This is a genomic window from Streptomyces sp. NPDC005181 (assembly GCF_040608395.1).
Taxonomy (GTDB): Bacteria; Actinomycetota; Actinomycetes; order Streptomycetales; family Streptomycetaceae; genus Streptomyces.
The window spans coordinates 115,655-129,106 of record NZ_JBEXID010000008.1 but is presented as its reverse complement, the minus strand read 5'-3'; the positions used below and the strand labels follow the sequence as shown (position 1 = coordinate 129,106).

General features: G+C 69.6%; 25 protein-coding genes. 6 read left to right on the top strand and 19 right to left on the bottom strand.

The window, feature by feature from the left end:
• Positions 1–47: 47 nt before the first annotated feature.
• The 8 genes from ABZV38_RS08540 to ABZV38_RS08505 all read right to left on the bottom strand — a co-directional run bounded on the left by ABZV38_RS08540 (position 48) and on the right by ABZV38_RS08505 (position 3,239).
• Positions 48–491: a hypothetical protein gene (locus tag ABZV38_RS08540; RefSeq protein WP_356325935.1), complete on the bottom strand. Its 444-nt coding sequence runs from the start codon at positions 489–491 to the stop codon at positions 48–50.
• Positions 492–746, bottom strand: a complete 255-nt coding sequence (locus ABZV38_RS08535; protein WP_356325932.1) for a hypothetical protein — start codon at positions 744–746, stop codon at positions 492–494.
• Positions 743–1,168 (bottom strand): HK97 gp10 family phage protein, encoded by a 426-nt coding sequence (locus tag ABZV38_RS08530; protein WP_356325930.1) that lies wholly within the window; start codon positions 1,166–1,168, stop codon positions 743–745. The genes ABZV38_RS08535 and ABZV38_RS08530 overlap by 4 nt, the downstream gene beginning before the upstream one ends.
• Positions 1,168–1,551, bottom strand: coding sequence for a hypothetical protein (locus ABZV38_RS08525; RefSeq protein WP_356325928.1), 384 nt, complete (start codon positions 1,549–1,551; stop codon positions 1,168–1,170). The genes ABZV38_RS08530 and ABZV38_RS08525 overlap by 1 nt, the downstream gene beginning before the upstream one ends.
• A gap of 78 nt (positions 1,552–1,629) precedes the next feature.
• Positions 1,630–2,049 carry a DUF6093 family protein gene (locus tag ABZV38_RS08520; RefSeq protein WP_356325926.1) on the bottom strand — a complete coding sequence of 140 codons (420 nt, stop codon included), beginning with the start codon at positions 2,047–2,049 and terminating at the stop codon, positions 1,630–1,632.
• A 4-nt stretch (positions 2,050–2,053) separates the two neighbouring features.
• Complete coding sequence (locus ABZV38_RS08515; RefSeq protein WP_356325924.1) at positions 2,054–2,494, bottom strand: DUF6093 family protein; 441 nt, start codon at positions 2,492–2,494, stop codon at positions 2,054–2,056.
• Positions 2,495–2,647: 153 nt separating this feature from the next.
• The gene (locus tag ABZV38_RS08510; protein WP_356325922.1) at positions 2,648–2,983 is read right to left on the bottom strand and encodes a DUF6233 domain-containing protein; all 336 of its coding nucleotides are present in this window, start codon (positions 2,981–2,983) and stop codon (positions 2,648–2,650) included.
• Positions 2,984–3,065: 82 nt separating this feature from the next.
• Positions 3,066–3,239 (bottom strand): CsbD family protein, encoded by a 174-nt coding sequence (locus ABZV38_RS08505; RefSeq protein ID WP_356325920.1) that lies wholly within the window; start codon positions 3,237–3,239, stop codon positions 3,066–3,068.
• 158 nt (positions 3,240–3,397) lie between these two features.
• On the opposite strand from ABZV38_RS08505, the gene ABZV38_RS08500 reads away from it, so the two are divergent.
• Entirely contained in the window at positions 3,398–3,724 is a 327-nt protein-coding gene (locus tag ABZV38_RS08500) for a hypothetical protein (protein WP_356325918.1), read from the top strand.
• Between the two features lie 86 nt (positions 3,725–3,810).
• Here ABZV38_RS08500 and ABZV38_RS08495 read toward each other — a convergent pair whose 3' ends face one another.
• Positions 3,811–3,984: a hypothetical protein gene (locus ABZV38_RS08495; RefSeq protein ID WP_354387681.1), complete on the bottom strand. Its 174-nt coding sequence runs from the start codon at positions 3,982–3,984 to the stop codon at positions 3,811–3,813.
• Between the two features lie 165 nt (positions 3,985–4,149).
• Here ABZV38_RS08495 and ABZV38_RS08490 point away from each other — a divergent pair, with 165 nt between their 5' ends.
• Entirely contained in the window at positions 4,150–4,347 is a 198-nt protein-coding gene (locus tag ABZV38_RS08490) for a hypothetical protein (RefSeq protein ID WP_356325916.1), read from the top strand.
• 270 nt (positions 4,348–4,617) lie between these two features.
• Here the strand turns inward: ABZV38_RS08490 and ABZV38_RS08485 are convergent, their stop codons facing one another.
• Positions 4,618–4,791: a hypothetical protein gene (locus tag ABZV38_RS08485; protein WP_356325914.1), complete on the bottom strand. Its 174-nt coding sequence runs from the start codon at positions 4,789–4,791 to the stop codon at positions 4,618–4,620.
• 575 nt (positions 4,792–5,366) lie between these two features.
• Here ABZV38_RS08485 and ABZV38_RS08480 point away from each other — a divergent pair.
• Entirely contained in the window at positions 5,367–5,540 is a 174-nt protein-coding gene (locus ABZV38_RS08480) for a hypothetical protein (protein WP_356325912.1), read from the top strand.
• A gap of 159 nt (positions 5,541–5,699) precedes the next feature.
• Here the strand turns inward: ABZV38_RS08480 and ABZV38_RS08475 are convergent, their stop codons facing one another.
• Together ABZV38_RS08475 and ABZV38_RS08470 are read right to left on the bottom strand one after the other, a co-directional pair.
• Positions 5,700–5,933, bottom strand: coding sequence for a hypothetical protein (locus ABZV38_RS08475; RefSeq protein WP_356325910.1), 234 nt, complete (start codon positions 5,931–5,933; stop codon positions 5,700–5,702).
• 133 nt (positions 5,934–6,066) lie between these two features.
• Positions 6,067–6,243: a hypothetical protein gene (locus ABZV38_RS08470; protein ID WP_356325908.1), complete on the bottom strand. Its 177-nt coding sequence runs from the start codon at positions 6,241–6,243 to the stop codon at positions 6,067–6,069.
• A 358-nt stretch (positions 6,244–6,601) separates the two neighbouring features.
• Between ABZV38_RS08470 and ABZV38_RS08465 the strand changes: the two genes are divergently transcribed.
• Positions 6,602–6,844, top strand: a complete 243-nt coding sequence (locus ABZV38_RS08465; RefSeq protein ID WP_326604241.1) for a winged helix-turn-helix domain-containing protein — start codon at positions 6,602–6,604, stop codon at positions 6,842–6,844.
• Between the two features lie 87 nt (positions 6,845–6,931).
• Here ABZV38_RS08465 and ABZV38_RS08460 read toward each other — a convergent pair whose 3' ends face one another.
• Positions 6,932–7,375 carry an ATP-binding protein gene (locus tag ABZV38_RS08460; protein WP_356325906.1) on the bottom strand — a complete coding sequence of 148 codons (444 nt, stop codon included), beginning with the start codon at positions 7,373–7,375 and terminating at the stop codon, positions 6,932–6,934.
• A gap of 191 nt (positions 7,376–7,566) precedes the next feature.
• Between ABZV38_RS08460 and ABZV38_RS08455 the strand changes: the two genes are divergently transcribed.
• Positions 7,567–8,862, top strand: a complete 1,296-nt coding sequence (locus ABZV38_RS08455) for a helix-turn-helix transcriptional regulator (protein WP_356325904.1) — start codon at positions 7,567–7,569, stop codon at positions 8,860–8,862.
• Here ABZV38_RS08455 and ABZV38_RS08450 read toward each other — a convergent pair.
• The gene (locus ABZV38_RS08450) at positions 8,859–9,401 is read right to left on the bottom strand and encodes an NUDIX hydrolase (RefSeq protein ID WP_356325902.1); all 543 of its coding nucleotides are present in this window, start codon (positions 9,399–9,401) and stop codon (positions 8,859–8,861) included. The genes ABZV38_RS08455 and ABZV38_RS08450 overlap by 4 nt on opposite strands.
• Before the next feature lie 217 nt (positions 9,402–9,618).
• On the opposite strand from ABZV38_RS08450, the gene ABZV38_RS08445 reads away from it, so the two are divergent.
• On the top strand, positions 9,619–10,269 hold the full coding sequence (locus ABZV38_RS08445; RefSeq protein ID WP_356325900.1) for a restriction endonuclease: 651 nt from the start codon (positions 9,619–9,621) through the stop codon (positions 10,267–10,269).
• A 102-nt stretch (positions 10,270–10,371) separates the two neighbouring features.
• Here the strand turns inward: ABZV38_RS08445 and ABZV38_RS08440 are convergent, their stop codons facing one another.
• The 5 genes from ABZV38_RS08440 to ABZV38_RS08420 form a co-directional block, all read right to left on the bottom strand.
• The gene (locus ABZV38_RS08440; protein WP_356325898.1) at positions 10,372–11,190 is read right to left on the bottom strand and encodes a hypothetical protein; all 819 of its coding nucleotides are present in this window, start codon (positions 11,188–11,190) and stop codon (positions 10,372–10,374) included.
• A gap of 3 nt (positions 11,191–11,193) precedes the next feature.
• Entirely contained in the window at positions 11,194–11,514 is a 321-nt protein-coding gene (locus tag ABZV38_RS08435; protein WP_356325896.1) for a hypothetical protein, read from the bottom strand.
• Between the two features lie 73 nt (positions 11,515–11,587).
• Positions 11,588–11,890 carry a hypothetical protein gene (locus ABZV38_RS08430; RefSeq protein ID WP_356325894.1) on the bottom strand — a complete coding sequence of 101 codons (303 nt, stop codon included), beginning with the start codon at positions 11,888–11,890 and terminating at the stop codon, positions 11,588–11,590.
• Between the two features lies 1 nt (position 11,891).
• Positions 11,892–12,941 carry a major capsid protein gene (locus ABZV38_RS08425; protein ID WP_356325892.1) on the bottom strand — a complete coding sequence of 350 codons (1,050 nt, stop codon included), beginning with the start codon at positions 12,939–12,941 and terminating at the stop codon, positions 11,892–11,894.
• 16 nt (positions 12,942–12,957) lie between these two features.
• The gene (locus tag ABZV38_RS08420) at positions 12,958–13,368 is read right to left on the bottom strand and encodes a head decoration protein (RefSeq protein WP_356325890.1); all 411 of its coding nucleotides are present in this window, start codon (positions 13,366–13,368) and stop codon (positions 12,958–12,960) included.
• Positions 13,369–13,452 lie beyond the last annotated feature (84 nt).

Below are 13,452 nucleotides of genomic sequence, written 5' to 3'. Positions count from 1 at the left end.
GGCCGGGCGTCCGCGCGGGGGCCTCCGCGGTGAGGTGCGATCAGGCGTCAGCTGTTCGGGGTTGAAACCGTCAGGACGAATCGCTGCACGTAAGTGTAGGTGGAGCTCACGACACCGGTCCCTTCCTCCCGGTCCAGCTCCCGGCCGATCACGGTCGCCCCGGTCACGGTGATCGCGTTGAGGTACTGGGCGCTGCCCAGCACCCGGGCCAGGAACGCCTGCCGGGCCTTGTCGGCCTGCAAGGACGCCTGCTCGGCGGTCTGGCCCACCGACGACACCTGCAGCAGCACCCGGGCATCGGCGTCACTGTCCCCGAAGACCGGTCCCAGGCCGGCAACTTGCCCCAGCTCGTACAGCACGCAGTACGGGATCGTGTTGCCCGTCGGCACGGATGCCGCCGTGGGCGCGGTCCCGTACCCGCAGGAGCGGCCTGTCGCCGTCTGCAGCATGGTCTGCACTGCGAGCGCCACTTGGCGCCCCGACACACTCATCTAGTCCTCCTCGTCGGTGTTCGTCATCCGGTCTGCGGTGACGACGGCTTGAATGTCCGCGATAGCGAAGGTGTGCAGCCCGAGTTCGGACCACACCGGCATGTCGGACGGGCTCGTCCCCCGCAGCAGCCCCAGGTCGCCGGTCTCCTCGTCGACGAGCTCGACGACGAACGCCAGCCGCGACACCATGCCGTAGCCGTGCGCCGCCATCACATCGGCGACAGCCTTGTGCAGCTCCTCCATCGGGGTGCTCACTCCGGGTTCCCGTCGGCGATCCGCCCGATGGCAGCCGTGAACAGGGGACTGATCGTCTCCACAGCCGGGCCGACGTGGGCGTACGGCGGCTGGTCGAAGACGCGGCCGAGGCTGTCGGGGCCGACGTACCCGTACTCCAGGCGCCGCCCTTGCGGTTTGGCGGTGCCGACGATCGCCGTCGCCGCTTCGCCACTGACGTGCACCTCGTGCGTCCAGGACCGCCGGTAGTCGCCGGTCGGCGCGTTCGGGCCGGGCCTGCCCGACGCGTTGGCCTTGATCTGCGTCTCCAGCAGCATCGCGTAGTGCCGTACGACGGACACCGCCGACGGCAGCATCCGTGCGGCGCGGGCCTGCAGCTGGGCGGCGATCTCGGGCGCGTTGCTGAACGCGCCGCCGCCAGGGCGGGGGCCAGGGATAGCCACTATCCGCTCACCTCCGGCTGCCACCGTCCGGACGCCCAGTCCTGCAGCAGCGCCAGCATCGCCCGGGTCATCTCGTGCGGCTGGCCGTCCAAAAGGTCGTACCGGGCCAGGGCGTTGCGCTCCAGCTCGCCCGCATCGATCGCCGACAAGAACGCCGCGGCGGCCGGTCCCGGGTCCGGGTCGACACCGACGGCCACACGCGCCAGACCGTCGAACTCGTCCGTCACCTTCGGCGACAGGAACAGCACCAGCTGCGCCGGCTGACCCGCGCTCTGGCGGAGCTCGTACCCGGAGACCTTCGAGGAGATGTCGCGGCCGTCGAGTGCCACGGATCCCATGGTGTGGTTGGCGGTTATCCGCACCCAGTGCGCCTGATCATCCATGCTGCTCAGCCTACGAAGGGGCGCGGACAGCACTACGGCCCCGCGCACGGTGCGCGAGGCCGCCAAGAGGCCAAGGGGTCAGATGGCGCTGGACGCCGTAGTGATGCGTTCCATCAACCTGGTGGAGCGGCAGATCTCCACCGTGGACGCCTCGGTGACGTCATCGGCAAGCCAGATGCGGCCGGCCAGGCCGCCCGTCTCGGTGACGACCTCCACCAGGTCGCCGATCAGCGCCACCGGCGCCGACACGGGCGTCACCAGCCGGTACCAGGCGGAGCCCTCGGACAGCCAGTCCTGGCCGAGGACCTGGCCCAGGACGATCTGCCCGTGCGTGGACAGCACCGCCCCCGGACCGTCGTACACCACGGTGGTCGGGGTCTGGCCGGGCTCCCCGGTCACCGGGTCCAGGACAGGCTGGCCGGCGGTACGGGAGATCCGCACCGTGTCGGTCAGCTGCGCCTCCAGGTCAGCCCTGGCCTGCGAAAGATCCAGCGGCACCGGCTCACGCCCCGGTGGTCTGGGTGGACTCGTCCAGCCACGTGGTGCGGACCACGGCGAGCGAGTTGGCATCGGAGATGTCCAGGACCCGCCACACCCTGTTGATCAGGCCCGGGTCCTGCGTGGCCACGGTGACGCGCACGCGGTCCTCGCGCGACGCGAGCGGGACGTCCAGGGGAGTCAGGAGGCGGTAGCGGTTGCGGGTGTCGTCGGCGTACGCCTGTCCTTCCAGAGACAGGACCAGGCCGGGACCTCCGGCGGAGAAGATCGCACCGGCCCCCGTGTAGAGGATCTGATCCGGGCCGGGGTGGTACTCGCCGGAATCCGGGTCAAGGACCGGCTCCCCGGCACGGAAGATCTCGACAGTGTCCACGAGGATGCGCGTCTCGACGATGGGGGCGACGGCGGCAAGCGAAAGCCCCTCAGAGGGCGGAGGAGTGCTCATATGTTCGAGCGTAGGACGGTGCACGGACAGCTCCCCGGCTCGACGAAACAGCGGACCCGTAGGGCTGACCCAGGTGCACAGGTCTCGGCCCGGCGTGAGGATCCTTGTACCGGTGGTGGCTCAGATGTCCCTTCGACTGGACCGCCGCCGGACCTACCCGAGCACCCCAAGCTCAATGTCAGGTCGGCAGTGGATGCAGGCCCGCATCCCGTCGGCGAGCGCGGCGAGAGTTTGCTCCCGGGTGACGGCTCGCTGGCGTTTCCCCGCCGCGCGGCACCCGCCCACGTGGACCTCGATGGATCGTGCGCCCGCACCGATGCTGAGCTCGACCACCCAGTCCGGCGTCGGCGGCCGCCGCCGCTCGCTCTGCTGCCGCTCCCTCTCTCGCTGCTCGGCCGCCGCGATCGCCTCGTCGATGCGGTCCACCCACATCGCATACCAGGTCCGCAGGGTACGGAGCCGAGGCAGATCGGACGGGAGGTCGTACATGCATTCGATTGTAGGGCTGTCGGCATGGTCGAGCCCCCGCCGCTCGGGCAGGGGCTCCGGGACGCAATGCGCTCATTCTTGGCTAGTCGGGCGGCTCATCCGGCAGGGGTCGATCTTCGGTGCTGCGCCGCTTCTTGATCTCATCCTCGAGCCGCTTGGCCGTCCCCTCGGCTTCCTTCTGCCGGTCGCCTCTCACCTTTCCTGTCGCTTCCCCCGCCTTGCCTGGGAATTTGTCCTTGCCACCCCGCCGCGTCATAACGGCTCCTCACGTGCGCGAATCCTTGCCCTCTCAAGCTAGGACACCTCAGGGCATGTCGCGTTGCGTGAGAGACAGCGAGAGGGCGGATGCGCCTGCCATGTCCGCCACCCACCATCGGCGGCGTATCGTCGCAGACGCCGACAGAAGGGACCCGCATGACCGACGCTGACCTGCTGCGATCCCTCGGCGTCGACCCGTCACAGCTGGACCCCGCCCCACCATGGGCCCCATGCCTGAGCGCCGGAGCCGCGCGGCTCGACGGCAACCATCCGTGCGTGGGCTGCGGCCAGCCCGCGAGAGCAACCGGGGTCGTCACCGTGCCCGGATCCGGCCGCCGCTGGTTGGACCGGTGCATGCCCTGCCTCATCGCCACCACCCCACGCGGTGGTCCCCGCGCACCGCTCACGGACACGCTGGCCGTTCTGCGGGAGGCAGCCCGAGAAGCAGGCGCCACCGTGACCGTCAGGACCGACGAGCCGTAGCGGCCCTGATCCAGCTGCGCGAAACACGAGCGACCGCCGGTGCACCTTCGTTCGGTGCAACGGCGGCCGCGTCGGCAGGGGCGCTACTACAGCTGCCGCTCGATCTTGGATTCCGGGACCTGCTCTTGTTGCATGTTCTTCTCGTTCTTGACGGTGTAGCGAGTCTGCTGCCCGCTGCCCTCGGCCGCCTGGATCGTGCCCTGCGCCTGCTGGCCTTCTTGATTCCGGTACTCCACGCGCTGTCCCTGCTTGTACGGCATGAGCTCTCCAAGTCGCTGTGAGTCGGGTGGGAGGCTGGCCCCGCTCGTTCGGGGGGCGCCCCTCCTTGCGCCCGGGACTATCGCTGGGCGCACTGACAGCTCACCCCCGCCTCCACACCGCAGCAACCACTACGGGCCGAATGGAGGAAGTCCTAGTCTGCCGTCGTGGACCGCTATCACCTGACGCTGTCGATCGGAGCCCGGCCCGTCATGCGCGGGTGGTGGGCCGATCAGGCGACGGCTGAACGGAAGTACTTGAGATGGATCGGGGAGCGCGGCGGCAGGGAGGGCGCCCGGATCACGCTCATCGACGAAGCGGACTGCGGGCGGGTGCTCAAAGCCTGGCCTGACCAGGACCGCTGACCCACAGCACCGCGCCCCGGCTACGGCCGGGGCTGGGGGTCCTTTCGTGCGTCCTGGGTTGTACGCCCATCCAGCCGATAGCGGCTTTTGCGTGGACTGTCCACGCTGGTTAGCTGTCGTTGCCGTCCGGTCGACGCGTTGTCATCCGCTCCCCCCTTGGCCGGGCGGCAACTCGCCCTGCTGTTCTGTCACACTTGCGTCGGCCCCGTCGTCTCCCCCGTCGACGGGGCTTCCTCATGCTGGTTCGTATCGATGCGGTCGGCCGTCGCGCTACTCGATCCAGCGCGGGTCGTCAAGGCACTGCTCAGCGTCGTAGACGCCGGCCCGCCGGAGAAGTTCGACCAGGCCGTGGTCGACGTAGACGAGACCGACGATCTCACTATTGATCGTGACCGCCCGACCGCTGGTGCGGGAAAGGCCGTGAACCACTATCGGGGCACTCATCCATCCAGAGTGGCCCAGAGTGACGTCCGGCGCAGGCCAGCCAAGCTGCGGAAGACCCGGCCAGGGAGGAAGATGAATATTGGTGGTGGTCCCGATGTCTCCCGGCGGCGGCTTGGGCCGCCACCGATGGGGTCACGCACCTCGCCGTACCGCCGGATGGCCCACTGGGGTTGAGGCAGGGAATGTGGGCTGGTTGAGTGGATGAGTCGTCCGGTCCGCGAATCCACACCAGCTGCGGTCGGACGGCGAATCCCCCCACACTCGGCAGAGGGGGGCGGACTCAAGCACTACTCGAACTCGCCCCCGAGCACACTCCGCCCCCTGTTCCTGGCCACGGCCACGACCTGAACAGGGGGCGGTTTCGCGCGTCCGGGGCTCGTCCACCCATCTGGCCGATAGGGGTTTTGGCGGGCGCTGTCCGAGCTGCTTAGCTTCTGCTGCCACCCGGGCGCAGCTTCCTCGGCCAGTGGGGCTGCGACCTGGTGGCAAACCGCCCCCGCCACTCCAAGAGGGGCCGCCGGACTAGTGCGTTCCGGGGTAGATGCACTGGGTTGCAGTTCGACTAGCTTGAGCGCATGGACGAGAGCGCGCAGGAGCCGATGAAGCGGCTGACGGCCGAGGACAGCGTGGATACGTCCAGCTTCTGGGCGGCCATCGAAAGGTTCCACACCGCAGTGATGCTCGCCATGCACCCCGACATCGAAGTCCTGGACGACAAGCTGAACCGGCTCTATGGGGGGCAGCCGTGACCAGCCGCCGCCACGGAACGCCGCCTGAGCCCGGCCGGGTTGTCATACCGGCCTCGTAGACTCATTACATCAATCCCCAGGGCCAAGTTGCCCGCGAAATAGGGTGATTGCTTCCCGCCTCGCCCCGAGGACAGCGCCAAAGGGCGAGGCGGAGCTGCGTCAGCCGCCCCCCGGCTCCGCATGCAGGACGGCCCGCTTAACGGCCATCTCCAGCTCGTACCGAGACACCCCGCCCGCCTCGGCATGCGCGGTCACCGCGGCCTGGAACGCTGCAGCAGCCTCACGCCAGGGAGCCCACGCCTCCTGCGTGTACGGCTCGGCGAGGGCCTTGCGCTGCTCGGCGACGGCGGTGCGTTCCAGCGAGATGAGCTCTTCAGGGATGTCGATGGCCACGGCCGGATCGTAAACGGCGGCACCGACAATCGGCCGGAGCCGCGAAAGAGCCCCGCCTCCCGGACGGGGGGCCGGGAAGCGGGGCGGCGTAGGGGCTGGTCCAACCGGCCAGCCAGGGGATACGGGCAGGAGTTCAGTGGGCGCCGGCGGCGTCGCGTTCGGCCCGGTATTCCTTCTTGACCCGGACGCCGTTGGCGCAGCTGACACGTTGCTTGCAGTCGGGGCAGGCCATGAGGTGGCCGATGTACGCCCGGTAGGCGTCCTGCACCCTGGCGTCGACATACGCCCGCTGCCCCGCGAACCGGCTCATCACGCCTGCCCGAACGGTACGAGGTTGTGCTGCTCACGGCACGGCTGGCAGGCGTACTGCCCAAAGTCGGGGCCGGAGGACGACGGGATCACGTTGACGAGGACCGCTGTCCCCGACGGGCCTTTGTGCCAGTGGCACCAGCCGTGGCCGGGCTCTGTGCGAGCGTCTGGGGCCTGGATAGGCTTCTTCATGGCGTCGCGCCTCCAGTGCGTCGTCCACTCCCCGGACCGGTGGCACGGTTGCGGGGCTTATCTGTGCGGAACACCATATGCCCAGTGCGATAGGTGCGATAGGTGCGATAGGCCATCTGATTCCTCCTGTCTCGCCGAGCGGACCTTGCGCACCTACCGTCAGGATCATGGACTGGCAGCCGGAGATCCCGCGGTGGCGGCAGGTGTACGCACTGCTGGAGGAGCGCATCGACAGTGGGGTGTACCCGCCAGGGACGCGGCTTCCGTCTGCGCTTGATCTGCAGGCGGAGACTGGCATCAGCCCGGTGACGGCACGCCGGGTGCTGCAAGAGCTCCGTACGGCGGGGCTTGCGTACATGGAGCCGGGAATCGGCACTTTCGTGGCCAAGCTCCCCACGCCCGACGCCTGATCCCCGACGCTCGGCCTCGGCGGTACGGGCGGGGGTTGAAACCGGCCCGGCAGGGCGCACGGGGGAGCAACGCTGCCGGGCCGGGGCTTATAGGAGCGCGGCTGACCGGGGAACGGTCGCCCATACGGTCTTGCCGACCGGGTCCCGGTGCCGGGCCCCGAAGCCGGACGCGGCCGCACGTACGAGGAACAGCCCACGCCCGCTCTCCGCGAGGTGCGGCGCGACCACCGGTCGCGGCGGGTTGCGGCTCGGGTCAGACACCTCCAACAGCAGCTGCGCGCCGTCGTCACAGACCTGCAGGTGCACCAGGTGGTCGTTGCTGCAGTGCCGGATTGCGTTGGTGACCAGCTCACTGGCAATAAGGACGGCGGTGTCCACCGCCTCCTCGGGCACCAGCCAGCAGGCCAGGATGGAGCGGAGCTGCCGGCGGGCCTCACCCACCGTCTTCGGGAACGGCGTCAGCCACAGTCCCCATTTCAGCGTGGTCAACCCGTCGCCCGTGGGCTCGTCATGCGTGGTGATTGTGGGCACAGTGCTCCCCCTACGTGGGGGGCGTCGCCCCCGTCGAGGTTTCCAAGAGGTCACACCGCCGAAGCGGTGCGTGCCGAGAGCGTCCCGCTGCAGTTGGATCTGCGTGAAGGCCCATGTGGTTACCCAACGTGGGTAAGCTTGCGGGGCGTTAGATTCCCCTCACTGTGTGCGACTCGGGCGAGGAGGCGCCGATGCCGGCGGCGGAAGGGCCACGAGAGCTGCCACCCGCGCTTCTTGCCGATCCCGAGATGATCCGGGCCTGCCGGACACGGGACTTCGCCACGGTCTTCACCCTTGTGCGGCGCCGCGCCGGGATCTACCCCTCGCGCATCGCCGCCTTATGCGGCATGACCCCAAGCCGTGTCGGGGAGATCGCGGCCGGGCGACGCAAGCTCGCACACATCGACGTCATCGAGCGCGTGGCAGACGGGCTGCGCATCCCTGGCGCCATGCTCGGCCTCGCGCACCGCCCCTGGGAGATCCCGGCCCAAGCCACGCTCACCGAACCCGAGCCGCAACCGGCGCCGCCACCACCGGCCACACCGGTCGCCGATCTGGACAGCATCCTGAACCTGGTCGACGCCGCTCAAGTGACCCGCTCGACCCTCGCCGCCATCCAGTCATCGATCCAGGACTACTGGCGCCGCGACGAGCAGCACGGGCCCGCCGCTCTGCGGCCCGCAGTCGTCGGCCAGCTGCGCCACACCCAACAGCTGATCGACCACACCCGTGAAAGCCCACTACGGCACGGCCTGCTCACGCTCGCCGCCGAGCTTGCCCGGCTCGCCGGATGGGCGTACTTCGACGCACGCCAGTTCAGCACCGCTCGCACCTACTTCACCCAGGCGCTGACGATGGCCCAAAGCGTCGGCGACCGACAGTTCATCGCCAACGTCCTTTCCTGCATGAGCCTGCAGGCCACCTACGAGGGCGATGCCACTGACGCCGCCGCGCTGGCGTGCGCGGCACAGGACACCGCCCGCGGCACCGACAGCCCGGACCTGGTGATGGCCATGCTGCACATGCGGGAGGCGTTCGCCCACGCCACGCTGCACGCCGGCAACGACTGCCACCGATCCATCGCCAAAGCACGCACGCACTTCGAACGGGCCGACCACGCCAGCGCCCCGCAGTGGGTGCGGTACTTCGACGAGACCAAGCTGATCGTGGACACCGGCATCGCTCTCGCGCAGCTCGGCGAGCACCGGCAGGCCGAGCCGTTGATCGCCGAGGGCCTGCGCCGCGAACACCGCGACCAGCAGCGCGGCCGCGCCTTTCACGCCTTCTGGCTGGCCTCCACACAGCTGCGCAACGGCGCCTTGGACCAGGCGTGTTCCACTGCCTCGCTGGCCCTGGACCTGGCGACAAACGTGGACTCCCCGCGCATCGTCGGTCACGTGCGGGAGTTCCACACCCACCTGGCCGCGCACGCTCAGGAAGCCCCAGTGATCGCCTTCGAAGCGAAGATGCGTGAGGCGTTCCCCTAGGCCCTGGTCGCCTCGTCCAGCAGGAAGTACAACAGGCCGATCAGGGAGCCGCTGGACACGATCTCGCGCCGGTCGATCATGCCCCGGATCTCCGCCATCGGGATCCACTCGATCCGGTCGGTCTCATTGACCTCCGTCGGCGGGCCCCCATAAATGCCTGCCTCGGCGCGGAACACGTAGTGCTCGGAGTCCGTGATGCCGTTCGCCGGCTGCCCGTAGATCAGTGGCTCCACGGCCTTGACCCGCCAGCCAGTCTCCTCTTCCACCTCGCGGATCGCGGCCTGCTCCGGTGTCTCCCCGGCCCCGTCCTCGATCAGGCCCATGGGCAGTTCCCATGCCCACGTGTCGGTAATGAACCGGTGCCGCCACATCATCAGCACCCGCTTTTGGTCGTCAACCACGACGGCGACAGCCAGGTGCCGAAGCTTGACAACGTGGTGCTCCCAGCGGCGGCCATCCGGCTGCTGCACATCCGTCAGCCAGAGGCTGACCCACGGGTTCTCGTAGATCGGCCGTTCACCGTGGACCTGCCACTGCATGATGCTGCCCCTCTCGCGCCCTGTGATCGACCCCCAGCATGTCAGCCGAGCATGGCCGCTGCCTCAACTCCAGCATGCAGAAGCCGGATCAGGTGACAGAGCGCAAGACGCGCGGGCGGGGCCCGTCGTCATCCCGGGGGCCGATCTCTGACTGTCCACCGTTTCACCGCAGTACGACTACGCTTCCGCCACAAATGAAGCCCCTGGGGGGACATCGATGCCACCACGCCGCACCAGACGCGGTTCGTCCTGCATGTACGTCGTCTTCGTCGCCATATGGGGCGTGGGCGTCCCGCTCGCCGTGCTCTCCGCTCTCGTCAGGCACGCCCCGGCCCTCGGTATCCCGCTGCTCCTGGCCATGCTCGCCGGCGTCGCCGTCTACGTAGTGCGCCGCGTCCGCAAGGCCGAGCAGCGACGCCTCGAGGCCGCCCGCCTGGCCCAGCTGCGCGACGTGCAGTCACGCGAGATCGCCCGCTACCACGCCCTCGGGCCCACCGAGTTCGAGCACGCCATCGCCTACCTGTGCCAGCGCGACGGCTGCACCAACGTTGTGGTGAGTGGCGGCGCCGGCGACCTCGGCGCCGACGTCACCGCGACCGCCCCGGACGGCCGGCGGATCGTCATCCAGTGCAAGCGGTACGGGCCCACCAACAAGGTGAACTCCCCGGATATGCAGCGGTTCGGCGGCACCTGCTACTCCGTGCACCGCGCCCACATCCCCGTCATGGTCACCACCAGCACCTTCACCCGGCAGGCCGCCGGCTACGCGGCCGCGCAGGGGATCCGCCTGTACGGCGAGCAGGAACTCGCCGGCTGGGCGTCGCGGACCGGCCCGGCCCCGTGGCACCACCCCGAGCCAGCCGCATAACGCCTGCACCGACAACGGGCCCCGACCATCACGGCCGGGGGCCGCCGTCGTTCCGGGGGCAGTTGTCGAGGTCGCGCCACGGCCCGACGTACTGCGCGTCGTTCACCCTGCCCGTGTGGCGTCGGGTCTGGGCCCGAACGCCCGCCCGCACCGCGGGTGGGAGATCGGCCACGCGGCCGCATCCTCGACCGTCCTGAGCGTCCCTGTGGCCTTGTCGGGGTCCTTGTGGCTGGTCCAGCCGCAACCGATGCCGTCGAAGACCTCCATGTACTGCACGCCGGCCTCCCGCGCCCTGTTCAGGGTGCCCGCGTTGTAGGCCCCCGCCGACTTGGCGAGGACCGCCGACTCCGCCCACGCCTGCACCGGCATCCGGGCGCCGCCCCGGTAGATGACGTACAGCAGCTGGTGCTCGGCGGCGAGCCGGTCTGCCAGCGCCCTGGCGGCCTGCAGCGCCGTGGTGTTCCCTGCCGCCAGCAACGGCACCTCACGGCGTGCCGCCTCGCGCACCGCCCGGTAGAACGCGGCCGCCATGCGTTGCTCCTCCTGGGAGCGGCGCAGGAAGTCGGCGTAGGAGTCGGCGGCGAGCGACTGCAGGGCCTCGGTGTGGATCAGCGTCCACGTGAACCGGCCCCCCACCGTCTTCGCGGCCTGCTGCGCCCCCTGCTCGTACAGCAGCGGCAGCTGGCGGGTGACGAACGCGCGGGCTTCAGCGTCCACGCGCTGCTGAAAGTCGGCGATAGCAGCCTGGAACTCCGCGAGGCGGGCGACCATGTGCGGGGCGCGGCCCGACTCCGACAGGGCGGCAAGGACGGCGGTCTGCTGGTCGGTGAGGCGCTGCCAGGCGTCCTGCAGGACGGCGGCGACCCGGGCCGCGACGGTCTTCGCGTCGCCGGGTGTCAGTGGCGGGAACTCGTAGGCCACGGCTTACCGGTGCCAGCGGTGGGCGCGGCGCAGCGGTGCGATGACCAGTTCGGTGCCGTCGGTGGTGTCGTCCGGGGCGGTAGCTGCCTCAACGGATGCGATCTGCCGTTCCAGGCCGGTGAGGTTGTTGCTCTGGTCGAGGGTGACGACGCCGTTGACGGTCAGCTGCAGCGGGTCGGCGAGCAGCCTGGCACGCCGCTCGCCCAGCACCTCCAGGGCGACGGCCTTCGCCGCACCGAGCCGGGTGTACCGGGCCTGCAGGTCGGCCGCGTCGGTGGCTGTGCCGAGCTGCGCTTGGAGCCAGGCGAGGACTGCGGGGTCCACGGGTGGTGTCCTTCCGGGTAGCAGACCCGGCCCGGCACCCCGCAGCGGGTGCCGGGCCGGGCCTGGCTTTGGGTTACTGCTCTCCGGTGGCCTTGCGGACCCGGGCCTTGACGGCCGGCTTGGCCGGGGCCTCCGGCTCGACCTCGGGCTCCGGCTCGGGCTCAGGTGCGGGCTCCGGGTCCGGTACCGGGTCGGGGGTCCGGCCGGCGTCCGGGTCCTGGTCGCCGCCGTCCTCTTCCGCGTCGTCTTCCCACGCGTCGGGGTTGGTGATGGCCTCGGCCACGTCCTCGTCCGGCTCGTCACCGGGCTGCAGGATCAGGAGCTCGTGCGTCTTGGGGTGCTCCAGGTGCACCGCTGTTGCCAGTCGCCGCCCCATGTCAGAGCACCTTCGCGACGATGTGGCAGTCCGGCGCAAGGAGCACCGGCATGGCGACGGCCGCGCCCTTGGTCCACACCTGCGGCGGGTCGTCCTGCGAGCCCTTGGTGATGATCAGGCCCGGAGCGTCCTCACGGATGATCTCCGGGTTGGAGCCGCGGGACAGGACGAGGGACTCCGCCGTGGTGCCGTACATGGTCTGGCCCCACTTGGTGCGGTCCGGCGGCACCATCACCCACCGGTCGTCCGGCAGCGGGCGCACCGTGGCACCATCCACGCGGACCTGCCCCTTGTACAGCTCGATCGGCGGCAGGCTGTAGTTGCCGCGCACCACGTTGACCTGCTGCGGTGTCAGGGTCGCCGTAGGCGTGGTCGACGGGTTCACCGACCCGTAGTACGCGGCCCGGTAGGCGTTGTTCCTCCCCAGGTAGGAGAAGGCGCGGCGGCTGGTGACGACGAGCTCGGGGAACGGGGCGCCGATGGAGTCGAGGTAGTCCAGCCACCCCAGCTCGTCCTTGATCGGATCCGACGTCGGGTCGGACCACAGGACGGGTGCGGTCGGCATGTTCGCCGCCGGCACCACGAAGTCGACGTCCGTGGTGAGGCCGTTCTCCGCCGCCAGGGAGAACTTCCCGTCGGTGAGAACGTCACCGGCAGCGAGCTCCAGGCGCGAGTTGACGGCCTCCACGTGCCGCTCGACGTCGTCGTACAGCAGCTCGATCAGGCGGTCCTGGTCCGCGCCACGGGACGCCTCCTGCAGCAGGATCTCGATTTCGCCGACCAGGAGCTTCTGGCCCAGGGCGGGCAGCATGCCCTGGGTGCTGGTCGTCCACGCCTGGCGGTCGGCCAGAACGACGCTGGAGTCGTAGCTGCGGTACTTCGCGGCGTTGACGTACCGGCCCTGGTTCTTGATCCGCCACATCACGTCATGGATCTCCACCTTCGGGAAGATCGACTGCGTGAGCAGGAAGTCGGCCGGGGTGGGGATCTCGCGGGCGAACGTCGTCAGGTCCTGAACGGTGACGCCCTTGATGAGGTCCGAGACAGTCATGGTTGGGCCTCCTTCCTTACACGAAGCGGATCTGGCAGGTGGCGGACGGCACGACCGGGGCGACGACGACGGGGAGCTTCGCGGTCTTCACCGAGCCGTGCCACAGCAGCGCGGCCGGAACCTTGGTCTGGGTGGGGCTGAACAGCACCTCGGCGAAGACGAACCCGGCAAGGTTCTGCCGGCCGTCGGAGGCACCGGTCGCGTACAGGCCGTAGAGGCCGCTCGCGGTGATCTTGCCGACGGGGATGCCGGACAGGAACCGGCTGAACGGCACGGTGCTGTCCGTCGACGCGAAGAAGTGCGTGCCAGCAGCGAACGTCGTCATGTCGAGGGTGATGGAGTCGATCTGTCCGGTGCCGTGCAGAGACGCCAGCCAGGACCGGTCGGCGGTCAGGTTCTGAGTCGTGGTGACCGGCTGTACGGTCATGTGTCCTCCGTGGACGCGATCAGGCGGATGATCGTCCGCTCACCAGGTGGTGGCGTCGTCCACGGAAAAGGGGCGTGGTCCCCA